This is a genomic window from Georgenia muralis (assembly GCF_003814705.1).
Taxonomy (GTDB): Bacteria; Actinomycetota; Actinomycetes; order Actinomycetales; family Actinomycetaceae; genus Georgenia; species Georgenia muralis.
The window spans coordinates 697,089-716,993 of record NZ_RKRA01000001.1 but is presented as its reverse complement, the minus strand read 5'-3'; the positions used below and the strand labels follow the sequence as shown (position 1 = coordinate 716,993).

The window sequence follows — 19,905 nt, the reverse complement described above, 5'->3', positions numbered from 1 at the left end:
GGCTTAGCCGAAGAATTGGGGCACGCGGTGGATCGGGACGGAGTGATGGCGGCCATCGCCGAGGACGAGGCGGCGCTGCTACGCCTCTTCTCGAGGGCGCAGTTCACCGCTCTGTTGCAGACCACCTTGACGATGCAGCAACTCAAGGTCCTGTTGCTGCTGCACGTGGACGGGTCGCTGATGAGTCACGAGCTGGCCGACGCGCTGAAGATCAGCCCGGCATCGGTCACCGGTCTGGTGGATCGACTCGCAGACCGGGGGCTCGTCGAGCGAGTAGCGGATCCGGCGGACCGTCGTGCCCGACACATACATCCCACAGCTCGAGGCTCACACCTGGTGGAGCAGCTGATGGCCGAAGGTGCCGGACATCGCGTCGCGCTCCTGTCCCGCCTGGACGACGAGAGCGTTCAGACCATCGCGACGGCGTTCGCGGCGCTGCGTCGAGCCGCAGAGCAGGTCTACGGTCGCGAATGACCACTCGATCTTGCCCCGCTGTGCTGCTGGGCTTAAGCACCACAGCCCCAAGCGGGGCCACTTCGGGCTGTCACTGACGCCCGCCCTCCTGCCACAGCGATGTGACCACGGACCCGAAGATCGCTGCCTACGTGAACGAGCACGGCGCCCGACCTCCAGCCAGCCCATCAATTGTGCGGCTGCAAGCCGAGGCCACGCGTCACAGTGGCGCCGCCGGCTCCTCGGCTTTCAATATGCGCAACGCCTCGTCCGCATGAGTCTCCATCCGCAGCTCACTACGGATGACTCCTCGTACCCGACGGTCGGAGCCGATCACAAACGTGCTTCGTCGCGGTGGGAGCCCGGGAAGGTTCCTCTGGATGCCGTAGTCGGAGGCGACGGTCCCATCCGGGTCGGACAGCAACGGGTACCCGAGGTGGTGTTCGGCGTCGAACTGACGTTGCCGAGCAACGGTGTCGCGGCTGATCCCGACCCTGCTCGCACCGACGGCGTTGAATTCCGCGGCCAGGTCACGAAAATGGCAGCTCTCCGCGGTGCAGCCTCGGCTCATCGCCAACGGATAGAAGAACAGCACCACCGGCCCGGCCACTAGCAGCCGGCTCAACCGAACGGCAGTCTGATGCTGGTCGGGGAGTTCGAAGTCCGGGGCAAGGTCACCGACGCCTAGTACGCTGCTCATCTACGACTCCACCCGCACGAGAGGGACCGGTGCGGATCGCGCGGCAAGCTGCGCCCAATCGAGAGGACCACGTCCACAGTGTCCGCACCGATCCTTCCACCTGGAGATGGGCGCCGGCATGCCCGTGCCGGCACCCTAGGCCACCATCCATTCTAGATCAGGTCCTCACGAATAGTAAGCATCCTTCGTAAGTGCGCGTACAACGGCGCGCGGCTGGCCCACAGCATCCTTCGCCCGGGGCGTGGTGGGCGTAGCAGGTCAGCAGTGCGACGCCGGTAGGCAACTGTGAGGCTCCTGCAGCGCCCGGGTGCGGGAGTCGATCACCGGGGGGCGGGCGAGGGCCTGTTGGCCATCTCGGAGACATAGACCGTCGTCTAGGTGAGCGGCCCCAACGGTGGGACCGCGTGGTGCATTCAGGCCTTTGGTGCGCTTGGCGATCTGCGCCGTGCTCAGGTCCACCAGCGACAGCTGCTGGAACGCGGCGACCCAGTCCCGGTCGGCCGAGCACTACCAAACGCGATCGTCACGTCTAGCTAGCTGAACGGGATCGTAGAAGTCCACCGCCGCATCGCCCGCGGCTTCCGCAACCCCACCAACTACCGACTCAGGATGCTCCTCGTCGGAGGGCGGCCTCACCCCACCGATTCTCCGATGGAGCCGTCAAACCGCTGACGTGGTGTGTGGACATGAGCCCTCTGATTCGCGACTCGCAGCTGAGCATGGCTCCGGGCCTATCGCATCTCCGATGCTCCGGTACCGTACAGCGAGTCAGGAGGATCGTCCGAGTTCGCAGAACTCGATACGACGTCCCTGCCCGCATCGCGATCGCTGGGGGACCACATTGCCCGAGACGACCATCCCGGCCGGCGCCAGTGCGCCCTCTCTGCGTGCTTACCTGGCCGCCCCTCCGATCGGGGAAGGGCCCTGGCCGGGTGTCGTGGTAGTGCACGAGGCCTTCGGGCTGACCGACGACACCAGGCAGCAGGCGGACCGGCTCGCAGCTGGAGGCTACCTGGCCGTGGCGCCCGACCTGTTCACCGCCGGTGGTCCGATGCGGTGCCTGAGATCGACGTTTCGGGCGCTCGCCCGCGGGGAGGGCCCTGCATTCGACGATTTGGCGGCCACTCGGGCGTGGCTGGACGAACGCGCCGACTGCACCGGGCGGGTCGGCGTGCTCGGCTTCTGCATGGGCGGGGGCTTCGCTCTCCTCGCCGCCACCCGCGGCTTCGACGCTGCCGCTGCCAACTATGGCCAACTCCCCGAGGACGCCGACAGCGCCCTCCTGGGCGCCTGTCCGGTGGTTGCCAGCTACGGAGCTCGAGACCGCACGCTGCCCGGGGCGGCCGAGCGACTGGACCGCGCGCTCTCAGGTCTCGGAGTTGAGCGCGACGTGAAGGAGTATCCCGACGCGGGTCACTCCTTCATGAACCGGCACAACAGCGGTCCTCTCGCTGTGGTTGAACGGATCGGCGGCTTCAACTACCACCACCCGTCATCGGAAGACGCCTGGGACCGCATCTTCAGGTTCTTCGAGCGACACCTCCGAAACGGTGGAATAGCGAAGTCCTGACGACTTCAGCAGCCGCCGGGGCCCTCGGTCACGCTTCGGCTGAGTGCCGAACCACTCGACCTGAACGGATTCCCGTCGACGTCCTCTCCGATGGTTAATCAAGGCGATTACCAATCCGGGTGAGGCGCCTGCTCTGGAGGTCCAAGCAGGAGTCGCCCTGGCCGCGTTCACGCCGTGACCTACCTCGCCGTTCCTGCCGGCCTCGTACCCTCCGAGGCTGGACCGTTGCCGCCGCGAGGGCCCAAAGCGGCTCTTCGAACATCCGGTGGGGAGTGAGACTCGCGGTGTGATCACGGCTGGGTAGGGGTCGAGGTCCCCGATGATCAGTAGCGACCAAGCAACCGCTCAACCCGAGGACCTCGACGTTGCCCAACGCTACGGGGTGCGTTGCCGCACCCACGACAGATCCCTGCTCGCGTTGTGACGTGCTGCTCGGCCTGGACCGTGTCCGGGCCGAGGGCGTCGATCGCGACGAGACGGTGATGACCGTGGAGACGGTGATGACCGTGACGGTCTCCACGCCCTGGCAGTTGATCGGTTGCCCGACCTGCGGGGTCGTCGCCCCGAGCCGCGGCCGGCGCCTGCGCGTCCTGCACGACGTTTCCGGAACTGTGGCGGTACAAGTGCTGTGGCGCTAGCGGACCTGGCGCTGCCCGGACCGCGGCTGCCCCAGGGGCACGTTCGTGGAGCAGGTCCCAGGGCTCGTCGCCGCCCGTGGCTCAATCACCACCTGGGCGATCACCTGGGCGATCGGGCAGCTGCGCCGTGAGCACGCCACGATCCAGGGCCTCGCCCGCCGGCTCGGGACGTCATGGAAGACGCTGTGGCGCACGGTCTGCCCGAGCCCGAGCGCCTCGCGGACCCACTACACTCAGACTGAGCGAACCGCCCGGTTCCCCGGAAACACAAGGGAATCCGTGAGTTCCCTAGGCTAGGCGCGGTTCACCCTGTTTCTGACGACGCTGCACCGGGTTATCTACGCGTCCCCAGTGTGGAGTCTCGGCAAGCAGCCCTGCCCGCTATTCGTGACTTTACTCCACACGCGTCGGTGGGCTGGCTGCCCGAGGGGTGCGGTCGTCGAGTGCCGTGTCACGGCACTACCATGACGAACCCCCGACCAACGCGGTCCACGTTGCTACGTACCGGGAGCTAAGGCATGCCGCGGCCCCGCGGAAGACCGCCGAGACGCGCACTACCCGCGTTGCTGACCCACCGCACCCTCCCGACCGCTGTCGCGGTGATCATCCGCGACGGGTGGCGTGGGGCTACCGCCGGATACGGCTCCGTGCCGGGCGAAATGTTCGACACCGACCGTGACGAACACCGCCGTCGACGTGGCCACGGTGCATCCGTCGAGGTCGCTCAGGGTGGCAGCAACAAAGAACTTCCGGTCCTCACGGCTCGTCACCCTCGCCTCCATCCGGTAGGTGACCCCCACGAGGACAGGTGACAGGTAGTCCACTGTGAGCTGGCGGGTGACTGCCGGCGTCCCCACCAGGTACAGCAGGAACCCCGACAAGTCATCGAGGACGGTGGCGACCGCGCCGCCGTGGACGACTCCTGGAGCTCCCACGTGGCGGTCGTCAAAGACGTGGTCGGCCGCCACCCCGTCCCCACGGCGGTTGACTTGGAGGTGATGGCCGTGGGCGTTGTCGGGGCCGCAGCCAAGGCACTGTTCGTGGTGCGGTGGCAGCATCGCGCCATCTGGGTGGGGCCCGGCCCTCTCGGCCCAGTGCGCGAGCATCGCTTCCACGTCAGCCATCAAAGCGATCACCTTTCGCCTTACTGCTGCCGCGACGAGAGGTTCGCCGCAGGGAGAGGGTAGTGGGTGCGTGCTCACGGTGCCGGACGGTCGGTCTCGTCGAAGACCCGAAGTCAGTCACGCGGAGGTCAGGAAGCCCGCTGCGGGGCTCGCCTCGCATCCCATTGTCAGGCGGTGGGGGCGTTGGTCAACTTCTTCATCACGTCAACGAAGATCTGCCCGATGTCGGGGTCGGGGCGGCCGGCGCCGCCGGCTGCGACCCAGCCGCCGTCGACGACCAGGTTCGCACCGGTGACGTAGTCGGCCTCGTCCGAGCACAGGTACACCGCTGCCATCGCGATGTCCTCAGGCCGCCCGATGCGGGGGTTGAGCAGTGCGCGTTCGACCGGTGCGCGCCCGCCGGCCTCCAGCAGTGGTCGTGTCGCGGGGGTGTCGATGAACCCTGGGGAGACGGCGTTGACGCGGATGTTCCACGGTGACAGCTCAACGGCGAGATTGGTGGTCAGCCGCAGGACAGCGGCTTTGGCCACGTTGTGCACCAGGTTGCCTGCGACGTTCCCGGGCATGGCCGAGCCGACCATCGCGGCGACCGAGCCGGTGTTGAGGATGGTGCCGCGGCCCTTGCGCTTGAAGACCGGCAGGGCCTTCTGGATCGCCAGGAACAAGATCGTGACCTCGTTGGTCATGTCGAAGTCCCAGTCCACGCGGGTCAAGGACTCGATGGTGCCGCCGCGCACGCCCGAGGCGTTGTTGTAAAGGATGTCGAAGTCGCCGTACTCCTTGACAGCGAAGTCGATCCAGCGCTGCACCCCGGCTTCGTCACCCAGGTTCAGCGGCTGCATCGAGACCATCTCACCGCCGTGTGCCCGGACGAGTTCGACGGTCTGTTCGGCTAGGTCCGCCTTGAGATCGCAGCCCACGATCTTGGCGCCTTCCATAGCGAAGGCGAGCGCGGCCGCCCGTCCCTGCCCGTCTGCCGTGCCGGTGATCAGGGCTACCTTGCCCTCGAGTCGTCCCGCCATGAGGTACTCCTTCTTGACTAGTTCCCGGACCAGCGCGACCTGAGCGTCAGGCCGTGCCCTCAGGGCCCGGTGTGGTCCCCGGCTCTGATCTGAGCGGAGGTTCTGCTCCTGTTGCGTAGGCGTATGACGCCATTACGAGACCGGCGGCGATGTCCGCCTCGTACGCGTCGCGTGGGGCGTAGACCATGACCGCACCCGGCGCGATGATCCCGAGGCGGGCGACGGGGTGCTGCTCGGCCCAGCCTGCTTCGATCGCAGCCTTGGCGGCCGTCGGCGGTAGTACCAGGTGTAAGGAATGGTCGGGGGCTGGATGGAGGTGGGCGAACTCGGTGTCGACCATGAAGGAATCGGGTGGGCCTTGGGCTCGGCCCCGGGGAAGCGTGAGCGCTCGTGCACCCGGGACGGAGATCATCGAGCTCGCCCAGACCACACCTGGCAGGTCGATGAGCTGCCCGATGAGGTACTGCCGCGGTTGGTCGTCGTCGGGCTGCTGGTCGAGCTGGGTGTGCGGGTTGGTCGAGGTCGTGGAGGGTCGTGGGCCAGGGCGATGAGGCATGGCCACGGGGTCGGCGTTGCTCATGACAGGGTGAACAGCGGGCTGACCAGGACGAGACCGAGATCGTCACCGAGGTAGGCGAAGACGGCGAACATCACCAGCGCCGCACCGGCCAGGGCCAGGTCCTTGAGGAACTGGGTCTGTTCCATGGCCTTGGCTCCGGGATCGGTCTCGGCCCAGAAGCCGTGCATGATGAAGGCTGTGGGTACCAGGAACGCCACCAGCAGCAGGGCACCGACGTCGGGCCAGATCCCCAGGGCCACCATCAGGGCGCCGACCAGGATCTGCAGCCCCGTCAGCGGGACCATCACGTTGGCGGCCGGCACGCCCTTGCCCGCGGCGTAAGCAGCCATCATCTGCCTCTGTGCCAGGTGGCCGTAGCCTGACCCGACGAAGAGCAGGCCGAAAAGCACCCTACCGAGGAGCACCAGGACATCCACGTTATCCTCCCGAGGTCGCCGCTTACCAAGAGTAAGTACTTGAGGTATAGCAGTACTCTGAGCTCAGGTCAATCACGCTTGAGCGGAGGTAGGAGGGCAAGGTGGCGGACGAGGGGAGCGGCCTCATGGGTGGTGACTGCGGACGGTACTGCCCGTCCTTCCACCAGACCGTCGAGCTGCTCGGTCGGCGATGGAACGGTGTCATCCTTCATGCGCTGATGGCTCACGCGGAGCGCTTCAGTGAGATCCGCGCCGCGATACCGGGGCTGTCCGACCGCCTGCTGGCCGAAAGGCTGCGAGAGTTGGAACGTGAAGGACTTCTCTCGCGCACCTGCCCGGTGAGCAGCGGCGCGCCGCGATACGTGCTGACGGCCAAGGGGCGGGCTCTGGAGCCGGTGATCGACTCAATCTCGTCCTGGGCTTCAGACTGGAGCCAGGTAGCTGACTAGGCGTCGATCGCGCGGTGGCCTGACTTTCGGTGCGAGGTGGAACCCACCGACGATGAGGACCAGCTCCCCCGCGTGCAGGAGTCCGTCGGACATCAACGCGACCGCGCTGGTGGACTGGTCGTAGAAGTGGTGCCAGGCCAGGATCTGATGAAAGACGATCTCGTCGATGGCCGCCATCAGCCCGACCCCGATCATCGCCGCCGCGAGGATCGATGACCGGCGCGCATTCGTTCCCGGTTCGGGGGACGGACTCGTCACGGAAACCTCCAGGGCGGCTCGGCACTTGTCCAACAACATCAAACCGCGTCCGGACATCACCCGCACCCGCACGCGAACCATCCGCCGCCGCGGTCAGGTGCTTCCGGAGCCGGGGCGGCGCGGCTCTCGCCGCCGCTGCTCGAGTCCTCGCTCGATTCTCCGTCGCGGGTGTGACCGGCGAAACGGTGAATGACAAGGGAGCCGGCGTGCAACCTGGTTTGTCGTGAGAGAGGGGCGGGCGGGCTCTCTCGATGGTGGCAAGCTGGCGTTGCACAACTCGAAATCTGCTACGTGAGAGGCAGAACTGCGCCATCGCGGTTGTCGGCAACGCTCGAAAGTGAGGCGGATCCGACCGGGCTCGGTAGGGTGACGGTGGTGGGTGCGCTACCCATCCGAGTTCACGACGATAACCGTCGGGGTCTCGCCACCTCTGCTTCGGCGGGGGAGAGCACATACGGCCCTGTTCCCCCATGGTTCCCCCATAGCGTCCGAGCTCAGGGCGAAACCCCAGGCCAGGACAGGTTCGAACAGTTCAACGTCTGGAACCTCACCACCCGCCTCGTCGTCGACCTCCGTCGGCAGGCCGGTGCGATGTGTGTGCCGGCGTCCTGTTGTTGAGCTGACCGAGCGACGACTCGGCGGCGCCTCGCACGGTGACCGCGCCACCCGCACGGTGGCGGCGCCTCGCACGGTGACCGCGCCACCCGCACGGTGACCGCCCCACCCGCACGGGGACCGCGCCACCACTCGGCGGTGACCGCCCCGCCCACCGCACGGTGACCCCGCCACGCAGGGCCGCCGACGGTGGCAGGGCCTGGTGTCACCGGGCGGCCGGGCCCAGCAGGCCGCCGGCCGAGACGTGCCCAGTGCGTCGCAGGCCCCACCGGTCGCCGCACCGCTCGGCGGGCCTGCGTCCCGGCCGCTCGGCGGACCTGCGTCCCGGCCGCTCGTCGGGCCTGCGTCCCGGTCCACCACCTGCTGCAGCCAGTCGCACCTCACCGCACCAGCGCCGTCCCGTCATGGCACAGGTGCCCCTCGAACCCACCCCGGCCGGCCACCCGGCCCGCCGCCGCCAGACCAGAAAGGCACCACCCGTGTCCACCGCTCCCACCCGGAGGCGTCTGCGCCTGCCGTCGTTCAGCGCGCAGATCCTCATCGCCCTCGTCGTCGGCGTCCTCCTCGGCTGGCTCGCCCTCGAGATCGGCACCGGCGCCGAGGGTGAGCCCAACGGCCTGACCGTCGCGCTGGCGACGATCGGCTCGTCCTTCGTCAGCCTCCTCAAGGCTGTCGTCCCGCCGCTCGTCTTCACCGCCATCGTCGCCTCGATCGCCAACCTGCGCGGGGTCGCCAACGGCGCCCGCCTGGCGGGCCAGACTCTCCTGTGGTTCGCGATCACCGCCCTGGTCGCCGTCGCGATCGGCATCGGGCTCGGCCTGCTCCTGCAGCCGGGCATCAACTCCGGCGCCGACGCGTCCGCCGCGTCCGTGCCGGGACGAACGGGCAGCTGGCTCGACTTCCTCAAGGGCATCATCCCCGCGAACTTCCTCGGCCTGACCTCCTCCGGGAGCCTGCAGACGGGCGCCGACGGCGCCGTCGCCGGGGTGAGCACCGCGGTGAGCTTCAACGTCCTGCAGATCATCGTCATGGCCCTCGTGGTCGGCGTCGCCGCCCTCAAGGTGGGCCAGAAGGCCGAGCCGTTCCTCACCTTCAACCGCTCGCTGCTGGCCGTGATCCAGAAGGTGCTGTGGTGGATCATCCGCCTCGCGCCCATCGGCACCCTCGGTCTCATCGGCAACGCCATCGCGACGTACGGCTGGGGCTCCATCGCCCAGCTCGGCACGTTCACCCTGGCCATCTACGTCGGCCTGGCGCTCGTCCTCTTCGTCGTCTACCCCGTGCTCCTGCGTGCGCACGGTCTGTCGGTGGGCCGCTACTTCCGTGGCGCGTGGCCGGCGATCCAGCTCGCGTTCGTCTCCCGCTCGTCCATCGGCACCCTGCCCGTGACCGAGCGCGTGACCGAGCGGAACCTCGGCGTGCCCCGCGCCTACGCCTCGTTCGCGGTGCCGCTGGGCTCGACGACCAAGATGGACGGCTGCGCGGCGATCTACCCGGCGATCGCGGCGATCTTCGTCGCCCAGTTCTTCGGGATCTCCCTCGGCGTGACGGACTACCTGCTCATCGCCTTCGTGTCCGTGGTCGGCTCCGCGGCGACCGCCGGGCTCACCGGCGCGACCGTCATGCTCACCCTCACCCTCTCCACCCTCGGCCTGCCGATCGAGGGCGTCGGTCTGCTGCTCGCCGTCGACCCGATCCTCGACATGGGCCGCACTGCGGTCAACGTCGCCGGTCAGGCGCTCGTTCCGGTCATCGTGGCCAAGCGTGAGGGGATCCTCGACGTCGAGCAGTACGAGTCGGCCGACGCCGAGGACCTCTTCACCGACGACGTCGACGACGTCGTCGACGACGCCGCGCAGGTCGGCGCGGACGGCGCGGCTCCGGTGCTCGTCGGCTCGGGCGGCGGGGCCGAGCCGGTCGCGTCCGACGCCCGGCGCTGACAGCTCGGACCGCCTGGCACCTCGGACCGACCGACACCTCGGCCGACCCGAAACACCCCAGCCCGAACGGTCGCACGAAGCGGAGCCCGCCCCCTCGGGGCGGGCTCCGTGACCGTCCGCAGCGCCTCTCGGCGGTAGGGCCGCTCGAAGCGGCTCGGCGTTGAAGCCCGGGGGCAGTGTCGGATCGGTCATCAGGGAGAACGCCCGGGAGGCACCGCACATTCCGGCCCGGCTGCGCGGGCTCAGCGGGTGAGGTACCGCTCGATCCGCCACAGGGCCAGCGCGGTCATGCCCTCGAGGACGGGCGTGAGCAGCGCCGTCGTGAACCTGCGCGGCAACGGCCCGCGCAGGTGGACCTGCTCGCCCCAGTCGACGGCGCAGCGTCCCGGGCCGAGCGGCTCGACCTCGATGGAGACGTCACCGAGGAGCACCGGGCCGATCTTGCGCACCCGGAGCAGCCCCGGTCGGCCGCCCTCGGGCGCCCGGACCTCCTCCACCCGCATCCGGTCGACGAAGAATCCTGTCGTCACCGCCTCCATGAGGTCACCCGGGCGCGGTGGTGCGGGCGGGGCGTCGATCGTGGTCAGCGGGATCCAGCGGTCGTGGCCGGCGAGGTCGCCGATGAGCGTGAAGGCCACTTCGGCCGGGACGGGCAGGACACGGCGCACCGGCGCTCCTCTCCTCGTTCACGGTCCGGTGTCCCGGCGCCGGTCACCATCGTCGCAGGTCGACGTCGGCCGGGCGCGGAGGCGTGCGGGTGCTGGCTCCGGTACGCAGCGGCGCCGCCACGGCACCGGCACGCGGCATGATGAGCGACATGGGTCGACCGCGGCGACGGGTGCGCGTCGTCGTCGCGCTGGTCGGCGCCGCCGCGCAGCTGGGCGCGTGCTCGCCGCCGCCACCGGACCTGCCCGCGACCATCGGGTGCACCTACCAGTACCGTCCCGATGCGGGGGCGTCGGCCGGTGAGCGCAGCGGCACCGTCGAGGTGCTGGGCACGACCGGACCGGCGACCGCACCGGCGGTGACCGAGCTGCCCGACTTCCGGATGGAGGTCGTCTACGTCGCCGCCGGACCGGAGGGTGCCTCGGTGCGCATCGCCGTCGACGACCCCGCCGGCGAGCCCCTGCACCACGTGCTCTACCAGGTCGACGCCGGCGCCGACCTCTCGTCCACCTCGCACGGCTTCACGGGCCTGCACTACGTCTCCTCAGGGCCGGCGGAGCTGCAATACTTCTGCGTGGCGGACGGCTGAGGCCCCTGCCGCGAGCGCCGGGCAGGATGGGCGCATGTTCCTCGCCCGCCGCCTCCTCCTTGCCGGGGAGCTCGCCCCCGCCGTCGCCGAGCACCTGCACGAGCGTCCGGGCGAACCCGACCAGCCGGACGGCACGGACCCGGGGCGCGGACCCGACCTCGAGCTGCGGGTCCTGGACGCAGCGGCGACGGCGGACGACCTCGCCTGGGCCGACAGCTTCTCCGGCGTCGCGGCCCCGCCGGGGCTGACGACCGCCGGCATCCGCTGGGTCCACACGATGGCCGCGGGCGTGGACGGGATGGTCGCGGCGCTGACCGGCAGCGACGTCGTCCTGACCAGGACCATCGGGTCGATGCCGCGGGCCATCGGCACGCACGTCCTCGCGCACGTGCTCCCCGGGCTGACGCACGTCGCCGACTACCGGGCGCAGCAGGACCGCCACGAGTGGCGGCGGCTCGAGCCCGCGCGGGTGGAGCGCCGGCGCGCCGTCGTCCTCGGCACCGGGGAGATCGGTGCGGGGGTCGCCGAGGTGCTGCGGGCGGTCGGCTTCGCCGTGACCGGGCTCAGCCGGTCCGGCCGGGACCGGCCCGGGTTCGACCGGGTCGTCGCCCTGGCCGACGGCGCCGCGGACCTCGTCGCGTCCGACCTCCTCGTCCTCGCCCTCCCGCTCACCGAGAGCACCCGAGGTCTGGTGGGACCGGTCGTCCTGGGGTCGCTGCGCGGCGCCGTCGTCGTCAACGTCGGCCGCGGCGCGACCCTCGACCCCGGTGCGCTGCGGGCCGCGCTCGACGCCGGCTCCGTGCGCCGGGCCGTCCTCGACGTCGTCGAGACCGAGCCGCTGCCGGCCGAGGACTGGCGCTGGGACCACCCGGGGGTCACCCTCACGCCCCACGTCTCGGGGCCGACCGAGGCGGCGGACATCGCCGCCGAGCTGCTCGCCGTCCGGGCGGACCTCGCCGCGGGGCGGCGGCCGCCGACGACGGTCGACCTGGGGCGCGGGTACTGACCGGTCAGCCGGTGCCGACGAGGTCGAGGATGGCGGCGGAGACCTCGTCCGGCTCCCGCTCGGGCAGCCAGTGCCCCGCGGGGAGCTCGACGAAGCGGTACCGCTCCTCGACGTGGTCGCCGGTGCGCTCCGCAGCCGACCGGGACAGGTACGGGTCGCGGTTGCCCCACAGGAACGTCGTCGGCACCTGGACGGGTCCGACGTCCAGCCGGGTGAGCGGGAGGGCGCGGTACCAGTTGAGGGCGGCGGTGAGCGCACCGGGCTCGTCCATCAGCGCGGCGTACCGGGCGGCGTCCGGCGCCGGGAGCCCGCTGTCGCGCAGCGCCGCCTCCAGCCGCTCCCCGAGCGCCGCCTCGGGCAGCCGGGGGACCTGGAAGGCGAGCATGTAGGACGAGCGCACCAGCTGCGCCGGGTTGAGCATCGACCGCACCATCGCGCGCGGGTGCGGCGTGGACAGGGCGGTGAGGGAGGCGACGCGGTCCGGGTGGGCGGAGGCCAGGGCCCAGGCGACGCCGCCACCCCAGTCGTGACCGACGACGTGCGCACGCTCGAGGCCGGCGGCGTCGAGGAGGGCCAGGACGTCGGCGACGAGCCACTCGAGCCGGTACGCGGCGCGGGCGGCCGGCCGGGCGCCCGCGGAGTACCCCCGCTGGTCCGGGACGAGGGTGCGCAGTCCACCGCCGTGCAGGGCGGGGACCACCTTGTCGTACGCGGCGGAGCTCTGGGGGAAGCCGTGGAGGAGGACGACGCTCTCGCCGTCGACCGGCCCCTCGTCCCGCACGTCGAAGAGGAGGCTCCCTCGGCCGTACTGGCGCAGACGACTCATCCCCGCAGGTTACGCGGGCGACGCGCCCGTCTCGCGCGGTGGCGGTGCGTGCCCGGACGCGGAGGAGGCCCGTCCCACCTTGGCGCAGGGGGGCGCGACACATGGCCGGGACGGGCCCCCAGGGCGACGGTGCCGCCGGGCGTCATGGCGCGACCCCCCGGGACACCGTCACCGGCTCTACCGCTCCATGGAGACCTCCGCAGACTCGCCGATCTCCTCTCCAGGGTGCGCCGCCGTGCCGGGTCCCGCATCCCGGCGGCGGCCGGACCGGCGGCCGGACCGGCGTCCGGACCGGCCTCCGGACCGGCGGCCGAGCCCCGGCTCAGCGCCGGATGACCCCGTCCCGGCGCATCTGCCGGTGCATCGAGCCCCACTGCCGGGCCTGCTTGCGCCGCACGCGGACGTCGGACCGGGTCGCCATCCACGCCGCCTCGCGCTGGAGGTGGAGCCAGCTCTCGAGGCGGCGCCGGGGGAGCTCCCCGGACTCGACGGCCGCGAGGACGGCGCAGCCGGGCTCGCCCCGGTGGCTGCAGTCCGCGAAGCGGCACGACGCCGCGAGCTCCTCGACGTCGGCGAACACCTTGTCGACGCCGTCGCCGACGTCGAACAGCCCGACCCGGCGCAGTCCGGGGGTGTCGATGACGAGGCCGCCGCCCGGGAGGACGACGAGCTCTCGGTGGACGGTCGTGTGCCGCCCACGGCCGTCGGCGGCGCGGACCTGCTGGGTGGGCATGACCTCGCCACCGGCCAGGGCGTTGACGAGGGTGGACTTGCCCGCGCCCGAGGGACCGAGCACCACCGCCGTCGCCGAGCCGGTGAGGTATCCGCGCACCGCGGGGACGCCGCCGCCCGTCACCGCCGAGACGGCGTGGACGTCCACACCCGGCGCGGCTGCGCCGACGTCGGCGAGCAGCTGCGGCAGCCCGCCGGGCAGGAGATCGGCCTTCGTGAGGACGACGACGGGCGTGCCGCCGCTGTCCCAGGCGAGGGCGACGAGGCGCTCGATGCGCCCGAGGTCCGCGAGGTCGTCGGCGTGGCGGGCCGGCTCGGCGACCACGACGACGTCGACGTTGGCGGCGAGCACCTGACCCTGCCCGTCGCCCGAGAGGCCCTCGCGCGACGTCCGGGAGACGCCGCCACGCACGACGGCGGACCGGCGCGGCAGGACGGCCGCCACCTCGCGGCGGCCCTCGGGCAGGGCGACGAGCGCCACCCAGTCGCCGACGCACGGGAGCGCGACGGGGTCGGCGGCGGCAGCCCGGCGCACCGGGGCGGCGAGCCGCGCGTGCTCGGCGCCGGTGGCGGTGAGGACCTCGACGGCGCCACGGTCGACGCGGCTCACGCGGTCGGGCTCGGTGCCGGGCGGCAGGGTCGCGGCCAGGGCGTCGGTCCAGCCGAGCGCGGGGAGGTCGGGGCGGATCGGATGAGAGGGGCCGAGCTGGGTCTGACGTGGTGCAGTCACGTTGGGGCATCCTTCGGGTGGGGATGCCGCGTACGTCAGGGCGACGGGGGCATCCGGGGGGTGGGCGGGCACTGCGGGAGAACGACCACTGCCCTCACCTCCTCGGACGACGACGTCGGCGCTGTCGTGGCGCCGTCGTGGACGCTAGTCCGGCACCGCGGTGCCGTCGAGCGAATTTCGCCCGGCCCCGGCGTCTCGCAGGGCCTGCCGACCCAGCCGGCGGACGCTCTCGCTGATCCGGTCCAGCCGCTCGGCCTCGAGCGTCCAGACCTGCCAGTAGAGCGCGACGTCGCGGTGCGCGTCGTCCTCGAGGAGGGCGAGGGAGCCGTCGCTCAGGTCAGTGCGGAGCTGGAGCTCGGGGATCATCCCCCACCCCAGACCGGCCCGCAGGGCGGCGAGGAACGCTTCCGAGGACGGGATCGTGTGCGTCGGCGGCGCCGGGTCGACACCGCGGGCGCGGAGGACCTCGTCCTGGAGGCCGTCCTTGGCGTTGAACTCCAGCACGGGCATGGCGGCCCAGTCGATGCCGGATCCGACGCGGAACCGCTCGATCAGTGCGGGGGCGGCCACCGGGAGGTAGCGCATCGAGCCGAGCCGCTCGACGCGGCAGCCGTTCACGGGCGTCGGGCTGCCGGTGACGGCGCCGACGACGTCCCCGCGGCTCAGCAGCGTGCTGCTGTGGTCCTGGTCCTCGACGTGGAGCCTCACCGTGGTGTCGGGCCAGCCTGCGGCCTCGCGCAGGACACCGACGAACCACGTCGCCAGGGAGTCGGCGTTGACCGCGACGGGGGTGACCGCCCGGGAGGCGGCGCCGGTGCCGAGCGCAGTCCTCGTCTCCGCCTCGAGGACCTGCACCTGACGGGCGGTGCGCAGCAGCACTGCCCCCGCCTCGGTCGGGGTGCAGGGCGCGCCCCGGCGGACGACGACCTGTCCCACCGACCGCTCGAGGGCCTTGATCCGCTGGCTGACCGCCGACGGGGTGATCCGCAGCAGGTCCGCCGCGGCCTCGAAGGTCCCCTCGTCGACGATCGCCGAGAGGGCCCGGAGCTGTTCGAAGTTCATGAAGCAGACCTTAACGACGCGTAGATCCGCGCATTTGTCTGCGGCAGCAGCCGCTCCGTACCGTCACCGTCGTGTGGAGCATCTGGGGGGCCGGCCTCATGACCGGCCTGGCGCTGATCGTCGCGATCGGTGCGCAGAACGCGTTCGTCCTGCGCCAGGGCATCCGGCGTGAGCACGTCGGCGTCGTGGTGGTCCTGTGCGCGGTCAGCGACGCCGTGCTCATCCTCGGGGGCACGGCGGGCATCGGGGCGCTCGTGTCGCGCTTCCCGGCGGCGCTCGACGTCCTGCGGTGGGGCGGGGCCGCCTACCTCACGTGGTGGGCCGTGCGGTCCTTCGTCTCGGCGTCCCGGCCGTCGTCGTTGGCTGCCGAGGCGCCGAGGTCGAAGGGTTCGGTGATCGTCACCACCCTCGCGCTGACGTACCTCAACCCCCACGTCTACCTCGACACCGTCGTCCTGGTCGGCAGCCTCGCCAACCAGCACGGCCCGGACGCCCGGTGGGTCTTCGCGGCCGGCGCGGTCACCGGCAGCGTCGTGTGGTTCTCCGCGCTCGGGTACGGCGCCCGGGCGCTCTCGGGGGTCCTGCGGAGCCCGCGGACCTGGCAGACGGTGGACGTGGTGATCGGGGTGATGATGCTCCTGCTGGCCGTCAACCTGGTCCGGGGCTGATCCGCGAGGCGGCGCGTCGGTGGAGCCGCCGCCGTCCCTGGTCGTGCGGCCGTCCCTACGCCCGACGGAGCAGCCCGTCGACGAGGTCACGGGAGAGGGTCTTGTAGCCCTCGGTCTCGAAGAAGACGGTGATCCGGTCGCCCTCGTGGCGCATCACCACGCCCGGCCCCCACGTCGCGTGGACGACGGCGGCCTGGAGCGGCCAGGCCTCGCTCGCGTCGTCGTCGTCGTGCGCGGCGGTCCCCGAGAGGCAGACGTCGCACCGGCCGCACGCCCCGGTGTGCTCCTCCCCGAAGTACCCCAGGAGGAAGTCGCGCCGACAGGAGGTGGTCTCGGCGTAGCCGCGCATCATCTCGATCCGGGAGCCGGCGATCCGCTCCCGGGACTCGGTCGACTCGACCGCCGCCTCGACCACACGGGCCGGCCGGTCGTCGCCGACCGCCCGCACCCCCCGGCGGCCCCGCGCCGCCGCACCGACCTCCGTGAGGAGGTTGACCTGGTTGGTGAGCCGGCGGGCGGGCATGCCGAGCTCGCGGCGCAGCGCCGTCATCGGCACGGCCCGGTCCGCAGCGCGCAGAGCCGCGAGGACCGCGCGCAGGGAGTCCTCGTCCACCGACGTCGTCGCGAAGAACCGGCGCAGCCCGAGGTCCTCGGGACGGTAGTGGAGGGACGCGAGGGCGGGCTCGCCGTCGCGACCGGCGCGTCCGATCTCCTGGTAGTAGCTGTCGAGGGACTCGGGTGCGTCGGCGTGGACGACGTGGCGCACGTCCGGCTTGTCGATGCCCATGCCGAACGCCGAGGTGGCGACCACCACGTCGAGCACGCCGTCGAGGAAGGCCCGGTGGACCTCCTCCCGCTCGTCCGCCCGGCGTCCGGCGTGGTAGGCGGCGGTCCGGAGGCCGCGGGCGGCCAGCTCGGCGGCGTAGGCCTCGGTCTCCCTGCGGGTCGCGACGTAGAGGAGTCCGGGGCCGGCGAGCTCGCTCACCTGCGCCACGACGGCACGGCGCTTGTCGTCGGCGGTCGTGTGACGGTGGACCTCGAGCGTGAGGTTGGGCCGGTCGAAGCCGCGGGTGACGACGAGCGGGTCCCGCAGACCCAGGCGCTCGATGATCTCGCGCTGGACCGGGCCGGACGCCGTCGCGGTCAGCGCCACGACCGGTGGCCGGCCGACCCGGTCGACGGCGGATCCGAGTGCGAGGTAGTCCGGCCGGAAGTCGTGACCCCAGGACGAGACGCAGTGCGCCTCGTCGACGACGAGGAGCGAGGGGCGGGACTCCCGGAGCCGGTCGAGGACCGAGTCCTTCGCGAGCTGCTCGGGTGCGAGGAACAGGAACTCCGCCCCGTGCTCGCGCACGGCCTCCCACGCCTCGGCGTTCTCCCGCGCGTTCTGCGCGGAGTTGACCGCCACCGCCTCGGGCCCGCCGGCCTCGACGAGCCCGGCGACCTGGTCCGCCTGAAGGGCGATGAGCGGGGAGACGACGACGGTCGGGCCGTCCCGCAGGACCGCCGGCACCTGGTACACGGCCGACTTGCCGTAGCCGGTGGGCATGACCGCGAGGACGTCGCGACCGGCGACCGCCGCGGCCATCGCCTCTCCCTGGCCCGGGCGGAGCTCGACCCAGCCGAACGTCTCCCGGGCGACCCGCTCGACGTCGGCGGTGTCGGCGGGTGCGGCGGGCGTGCGCGCGGTGACGGTCGTGGCGGGACGTGAGGCCGCGCGGGACGTGGGACGGGCAGGCATGGGGCAACTCTGCGGCGCGGTCGGCGGGTCGGCAATCCGGGGCGCGGAGTCCGGGCCGCGGGGAGAACCGCTCCGCCGGCCGGTCCTCGTCTGCGCGTCCGGCACCACGGCTGCGCCGTCACAGCCGTGCTGTGACGCTCCCGCCCTGACCGGGTGCCGGGTGCTTCAGCGCCGCGATGCCCTCGCATTCCTCCTCCTGGTGCCCGGCTCTGTGTTCTCCGGTTCCGGGGTGCGCCGACGCATCGGTGCGCGTGCATTCAAGAAATGCGGCAGCTGTGGATATCTGCGTTTATCCACAAATTGATTTACACGAGTCGGAGGTATTGCGGTCCCGTACGCGCGTTCGATAAATTGGTGGCAGGTAGAGGAGTCGATTCGAAACGCCCCGTGAAACGGGGCGGTGTGCCCTGGGGGGTGTGTGGTGGCGGCGGAGGCGGTGGTCGATCCCGGGACCGCGTTGGCGGCCGGGGTCGCCGACCTGCTGACCGCGTGCGCGGGGTTGGCGGAGCTGGACGTGCACGGGCTGGCGTTCACCGCCCTGGCCCAGACCGCCCAGGACTTGGAGCGGGTCCGCCGTCACCTCACCGGCCTGGAGGCCAAGGTCCTGGCCGCGGTCGACGCCGACGGGCGGTGGGCCACCGGCGGGGCCAGGACCCTGCCCGCCTGGGTCCGCCAGACCACCGGCGCCCACCCCGCCACCGCCGCCCGGCGGGTCCGTACCGCCCGGGCCCTGCGCGAGGTCCTGCCCGCCACCGCCACGGCCCTGTCCGCGGGGATGATCAGTGACGAGCACGTCGGGGTCCTGATCCGCCACGCCACCGACACCCCCGCCCGGGTGGCGCAGCTGGCCGACCCCGAGCTGGGTGAGGACTTCCTCCTCACCCACGCGATGGGCCTGGACGTGGCCCGGTTCACCCGCCTGGTCCAGCACTGGGCCATCCGCACCGACCCCGACGCCGCCGACCGGTCCTACACCGACGACCTGGACCGTGAGGAGCTGTTCATCTCCGACGTCCCCGGCGGGTCCCTCCTACGCGGCTTCCTCGCCACCGCCAACGCCACCGCCCTGAAAGAAGCCCTCACCGCCCGCACCGGCGTCCCGCCCGCCGGGGACACCCGCACCCCCGCCCAACGCCGCGCCGCGGCCCTGAACGGCCTCACCCACCTCGCCCTGGACTCCGGCACCCTCCAACCCACCGCCCGGATCCGCCCCCACCTGGCCGTGACCACCACCCTGGACACCCTCCTCGCCCTCACCGCCGCCTCCGCACACGGCACCGGCGGCGCCGGCGGCCCCGGGCGGGGTGACGCCGGCACGGGCGGCGTCGAGGACGCGGGCGAGGACGGGGACGCCCTCGCCCGGATCACCGCCGACCTCGACCCCGGTGTCCTCGCCGGGATCGAGGCCGCGACCCTGGCCGACAACACCCCCATCCCCTTCACCCTGCTCCAACGCCTGGCCTGCGCCAGCGCCGTCCACCGCGTCATCTTCGGCCCCGACGCCGAGATCCTCGACGTCGGCCGCGAAGAACGCCTCTTCACCACCGCCCAGACCCGCGCCATCATCGCCCGCGACCGGCACTGCCAGTACCCCGGCTGCGACGCCCCACCCGGCGAGGGCGAGATCCACCACAACCTCTGGTGGTACGCCCACCACGGCCCCACCGACATCACCAACGCCATCCTGCTGTGCTGGCACCACCACGACCACGTCCACGCCCAACACCTCACCATCGAACGCCACCCCACCCACTGGCGTTTCCTCGACCGCCACGGCACCCCCACCGGCACCACCCCCATCACCACCCCCGGAACACCACCGAGCCCCGGATCGCCACCGAGCCCCGGGTCGCCCCCGACCCCGGCATCACCACCGACCTCAGGGTCACCACCGACCCCAGGGTCACCGCCGACCTCGGCGTCACCACCGACCCCAGGGTCACCACCGACCTCAGGGTCACCGCCGGGCACCTAGCCGTCGCACAGCGCCCGGTCGTCGCCGAGCAGCGGCGGCCGGGCCCTCGAGCCGGACCGCTGGACGAGGTACGTGGTCCGTCCGGACGGGCTGGACCGACGACCGGTGCGCTGCGAACTCCGGCCGGGCCTACCGACCGCCCGCG

19 protein-coding genes and 1 pseudogene are annotated in these 19,905 nt (G+C 71.8%); 9 read left to right on the top strand and 11 right to left on the bottom strand.

Annotated elements, in window-relative coordinates:
- The first annotated feature begins 45 nt into the window (after positions 1–45).
- Positions 46–474 (top strand): MarR family transcriptional regulator, encoded by a 429-nt coding sequence (locus tag EDD32_RS03105; RefSeq protein ID WP_123914511.1) that lies wholly within the window; start codon positions 46–48, stop codon positions 472–474.
- 199 nt (positions 475–673) lie between these two features.
- Here the strand turns inward: EDD32_RS03105 and EDD32_RS03100 are convergent, their stop codons facing one another.
- Complete coding sequence (locus EDD32_RS03100; protein WP_123914509.1) at positions 674–1,153, bottom strand: peroxiredoxin; 480 nt, start codon at positions 1,151–1,153, stop codon at positions 674–676.
- Positions 1,154–1,994: 841 nt separating this feature from the next.
- On the opposite strand from EDD32_RS03100, the gene EDD32_RS03095 reads away from it, so the two are divergent.
- Together EDD32_RS03095 and EDD32_RS19980 are read left to right on the top strand one after the other, a co-directional pair.
- Positions 1,995–2,723, top strand: a complete 729-nt coding sequence (locus tag EDD32_RS03095) for a dienelactone hydrolase family protein (RefSeq protein ID WP_246005955.1) — start codon at positions 1,995–1,997, stop codon at positions 2,721–2,723.
- A 365-nt stretch (positions 2,724–3,088) separates the two neighbouring features.
- Positions 3,089–3,565, top strand: a pseudogene (locus EDD32_RS19980) (helix-turn-helix domain-containing protein); the annotation flags it as partial.
- A 350-nt stretch (positions 3,566–3,915) separates the two neighbouring features.
- On the opposite strand, the gene EDD32_RS03085 reads toward EDD32_RS19980, so the two are convergent.
- The 4 genes from EDD32_RS03085 to EDD32_RS03070 all read right to left on the bottom strand — a co-directional run bounded on the left by EDD32_RS03085 (position 3,916) and on the right by EDD32_RS03070 (position 6,503).
- The gene (locus tag EDD32_RS03085) at positions 3,916–4,485 is read right to left on the bottom strand and encodes a PaaI family thioesterase (protein ID WP_123914505.1); all 570 of its coding nucleotides are present in this window, start codon (positions 4,483–4,485) and stop codon (positions 3,916–3,918) included.
- Positions 4,486–4,652: 167 nt separating this feature from the next.
- Positions 4,653–5,507 (bottom strand): SDR family NAD(P)-dependent oxidoreductase, encoded by an 855-nt coding sequence (locus EDD32_RS03080; protein WP_123914503.1) that lies wholly within the window; start codon positions 5,505–5,507, stop codon positions 4,653–4,655.
- Between the two features lie 46 nt (positions 5,508–5,553).
- Positions 5,554–5,847: a luciferase domain-containing protein gene (locus EDD32_RS19350; protein WP_484103606.1), complete on the bottom strand. Its 294-nt coding sequence runs from the start codon at positions 5,845–5,847 to the stop codon at positions 5,554–5,556.
- A gap of 236 nt (positions 5,848–6,083) precedes the next feature.
- On the bottom strand, positions 6,084–6,503 hold the full coding sequence (locus tag EDD32_RS03070; RefSeq protein WP_123914499.1) for a DoxX family protein: 420 nt from the start codon (positions 6,501–6,503) through the stop codon (positions 6,084–6,086).
- Positions 6,504–6,604: 101 nt separating this feature from the next.
- Here EDD32_RS03070 and EDD32_RS03065 point away from each other — a divergent pair, with 101 nt between their 5' ends.
- Positions 6,605–6,952, top strand: a complete 348-nt coding sequence (locus EDD32_RS03065; protein WP_246005952.1) for a winged helix-turn-helix transcriptional regulator — start codon at positions 6,605–6,607, stop codon at positions 6,950–6,952.
- Here EDD32_RS03065 and EDD32_RS03060 read toward each other — a convergent pair.
- Positions 6,926–7,282, bottom strand: a complete 357-nt coding sequence (locus EDD32_RS03060; RefSeq protein ID WP_246005951.1) for a DUF2243 domain-containing protein — start codon at positions 7,280–7,282, stop codon at positions 6,926–6,928. The genes EDD32_RS03065 and EDD32_RS03060 overlap by 27 nt on opposite strands.
- Positions 7,283–8,304: 1,022 nt before the next feature.
- Here EDD32_RS03060 and EDD32_RS03055 point away from each other — a divergent pair.
- Positions 8,305–9,765, top strand: a complete 1,461-nt coding sequence (locus EDD32_RS03055; protein ID WP_484103605.1) for a dicarboxylate/amino acid:cation symporter — start codon at positions 8,305–8,307, stop codon at positions 9,763–9,765.
- A 242-nt stretch (positions 9,766–10,007) separates the two neighbouring features.
- Here the strand turns inward: EDD32_RS03055 and EDD32_RS03050 are convergent, their stop codons facing one another.
- Entirely contained in the window at positions 10,008–10,433 is a 426-nt protein-coding gene (locus EDD32_RS03050; protein WP_123914495.1) for an SRPBCC family protein, read from the bottom strand.
- 149 nt (positions 10,434–10,582) lie between these two features.
- Here EDD32_RS03050 and EDD32_RS03045 point away from each other — a divergent pair, with 149 nt between their 5' ends.
- On the top strand, positions 10,583–11,020 hold the full coding sequence (locus EDD32_RS03045) for a hypothetical protein (protein WP_123914493.1): 438 nt from the start codon (positions 10,583–10,585) through the stop codon (positions 11,018–11,020).
- Positions 11,021–11,054: 34 nt separating this feature from the next.
- Positions 11,055–12,026: an NAD(P)-dependent oxidoreductase gene (locus EDD32_RS03040; RefSeq protein ID WP_123914491.1), complete on the top strand. Its 972-nt coding sequence runs from the start codon at positions 11,055–11,057 to the stop codon at positions 12,024–12,026.
- A gap of 4 nt (positions 12,027–12,030) precedes the next feature.
- On the opposite strand, the gene EDD32_RS03035 is transcribed toward EDD32_RS03040, so the two are convergent.
- From EDD32_RS03035 to EDD32_RS03025, 3 genes are all read right to left on the bottom strand, one after another.
- On the bottom strand, positions 12,031–12,852 hold the full coding sequence (locus tag EDD32_RS03035) for an alpha/beta fold hydrolase (protein WP_123914489.1): 822 nt from the start codon (positions 12,850–12,852) through the stop codon (positions 12,031–12,033).
- Between the two features lie 322 nt (positions 12,853–13,174).
- The gene (gene rsgA, locus EDD32_RS03030; RefSeq protein WP_246005950.1) at positions 13,175–14,314 is read right to left on the bottom strand and encodes a ribosome small subunit-dependent GTPase A; all 1,140 of its coding nucleotides are present in this window, start codon (positions 14,312–14,314) and stop codon (positions 13,175–13,177) included.
- Positions 14,315–14,458: 144 nt separating this feature from the next.
- Entirely contained in the window at positions 14,459–15,376 is a 918-nt protein-coding gene (locus tag EDD32_RS03025) for a LysR family transcriptional regulator ArgP (RefSeq protein WP_123914487.1), read from the bottom strand.
- Between the two features lie 98 nt (positions 15,377–15,474).
- On the opposite strand from EDD32_RS03025, the gene EDD32_RS03020 reads away from it, so the two are divergent.
- Entirely contained in the window at positions 15,475–16,044 is a 570-nt protein-coding gene (locus tag EDD32_RS03020; RefSeq protein WP_123920112.1) for a LysE/ArgO family amino acid transporter, read from the top strand.
- Positions 16,045–16,099: 55 nt separating this feature from the next.
- Here EDD32_RS03020 and EDD32_RS03015 read toward each other — a convergent pair whose 3' ends face one another.
- Positions 16,100–17,785: a RecQ family ATP-dependent DNA helicase gene (locus EDD32_RS03015; RefSeq protein WP_123914485.1), complete on the bottom strand. Its 1,686-nt coding sequence runs from the start codon at positions 17,783–17,785 to the stop codon at positions 16,100–16,102.
- A 421-nt stretch (positions 17,786–18,206) separates the two neighbouring features.
- On the opposite strand from EDD32_RS03015, the gene EDD32_RS03010 reads away from it, so the two are divergent.
- Complete coding sequence (locus EDD32_RS03010; protein WP_170175181.1) at positions 18,207–19,760, top strand: HNH endonuclease signature motif containing protein; 1,554 nt, start codon at positions 18,207–18,209, stop codon at positions 19,758–19,760.
- Positions 19,761–19,905: the final 145 nt, after the last annotated feature.

Excerpts from the sequence above, each read along its gene's own strand:
- EDD32_RS03105 (WP_123914511.1), top strand. The coding sequence starts at position 46 with ATGGCGGCCATCGCCGAGGACGAGGCGGCGCTGCTACGCCTCTTCTCG.
- EDD32_RS03100 (WP_123914509.1), bottom strand. The coding sequence starts at position 1,153 with ATGAGCAGCGTACTAGGCGTCGGTGACCTTGCCCCGGACTTCGAACTC.
- EDD32_RS03085 (WP_123914505.1), bottom strand. The coding sequence starts at position 4,485 with ATGGCTGACGTGGAAGCGATGCTCGCGCACTGGGCCGAGAGGGCCGGG.
- EDD32_RS03080 (WP_123914503.1), bottom strand. The coding sequence starts at position 5,507 with ATGGCGGGACGACTCGAGGGCAAGGTAGCCCTGATCACCGGCACGGCA.
- EDD32_RS19350 (WP_484103606.1), bottom strand. The coding sequence starts at position 5,847 with ATGGTCGACACCGAGTTCGCCCACCTCCATCCAGCCCCCGACCATTCC.
- EDD32_RS03045 (WP_123914493.1), top strand. The coding sequence starts at position 10,583 with ATGGGTCGACCGCGGCGACGGGTGCGCGTCGTCGTCGCGCTGGTCGGC.
- EDD32_RS03040 (WP_123914491.1), top strand. The coding sequence starts at position 11,055 with ATGTTCCTCGCCCGCCGCCTCCTCCTTGCCGGGGAGCTCGCCCCCGCC.
- EDD32_RS03035 (WP_123914489.1), bottom strand. The coding sequence starts at position 12,852 with ATGAGTCGTCTGCGCCAGTACGGCCGAGGGAGCCTCCTCTTCGACGTG.
- EDD32_RS03025 (WP_123914487.1), bottom strand. The coding sequence starts at position 15,376 with ATGAACTTCGAACAGCTCCGGGCCCTCTCGGCGATCGTCGACGAGGGG.
- EDD32_RS03020 (WP_123920112.1), top strand. The coding sequence starts at position 15,475 with ATGACCGGCCTGGCGCTGATCGTCGCGATCGGTGCGCAGAACGCGTTC.
- EDD32_RS03015 (WP_123914485.1), bottom strand. The coding sequence starts at position 17,785 with ATGCCTGCCCGTCCCACGTCCCGCGCGGCCTCACGTCCCGCCACGACC.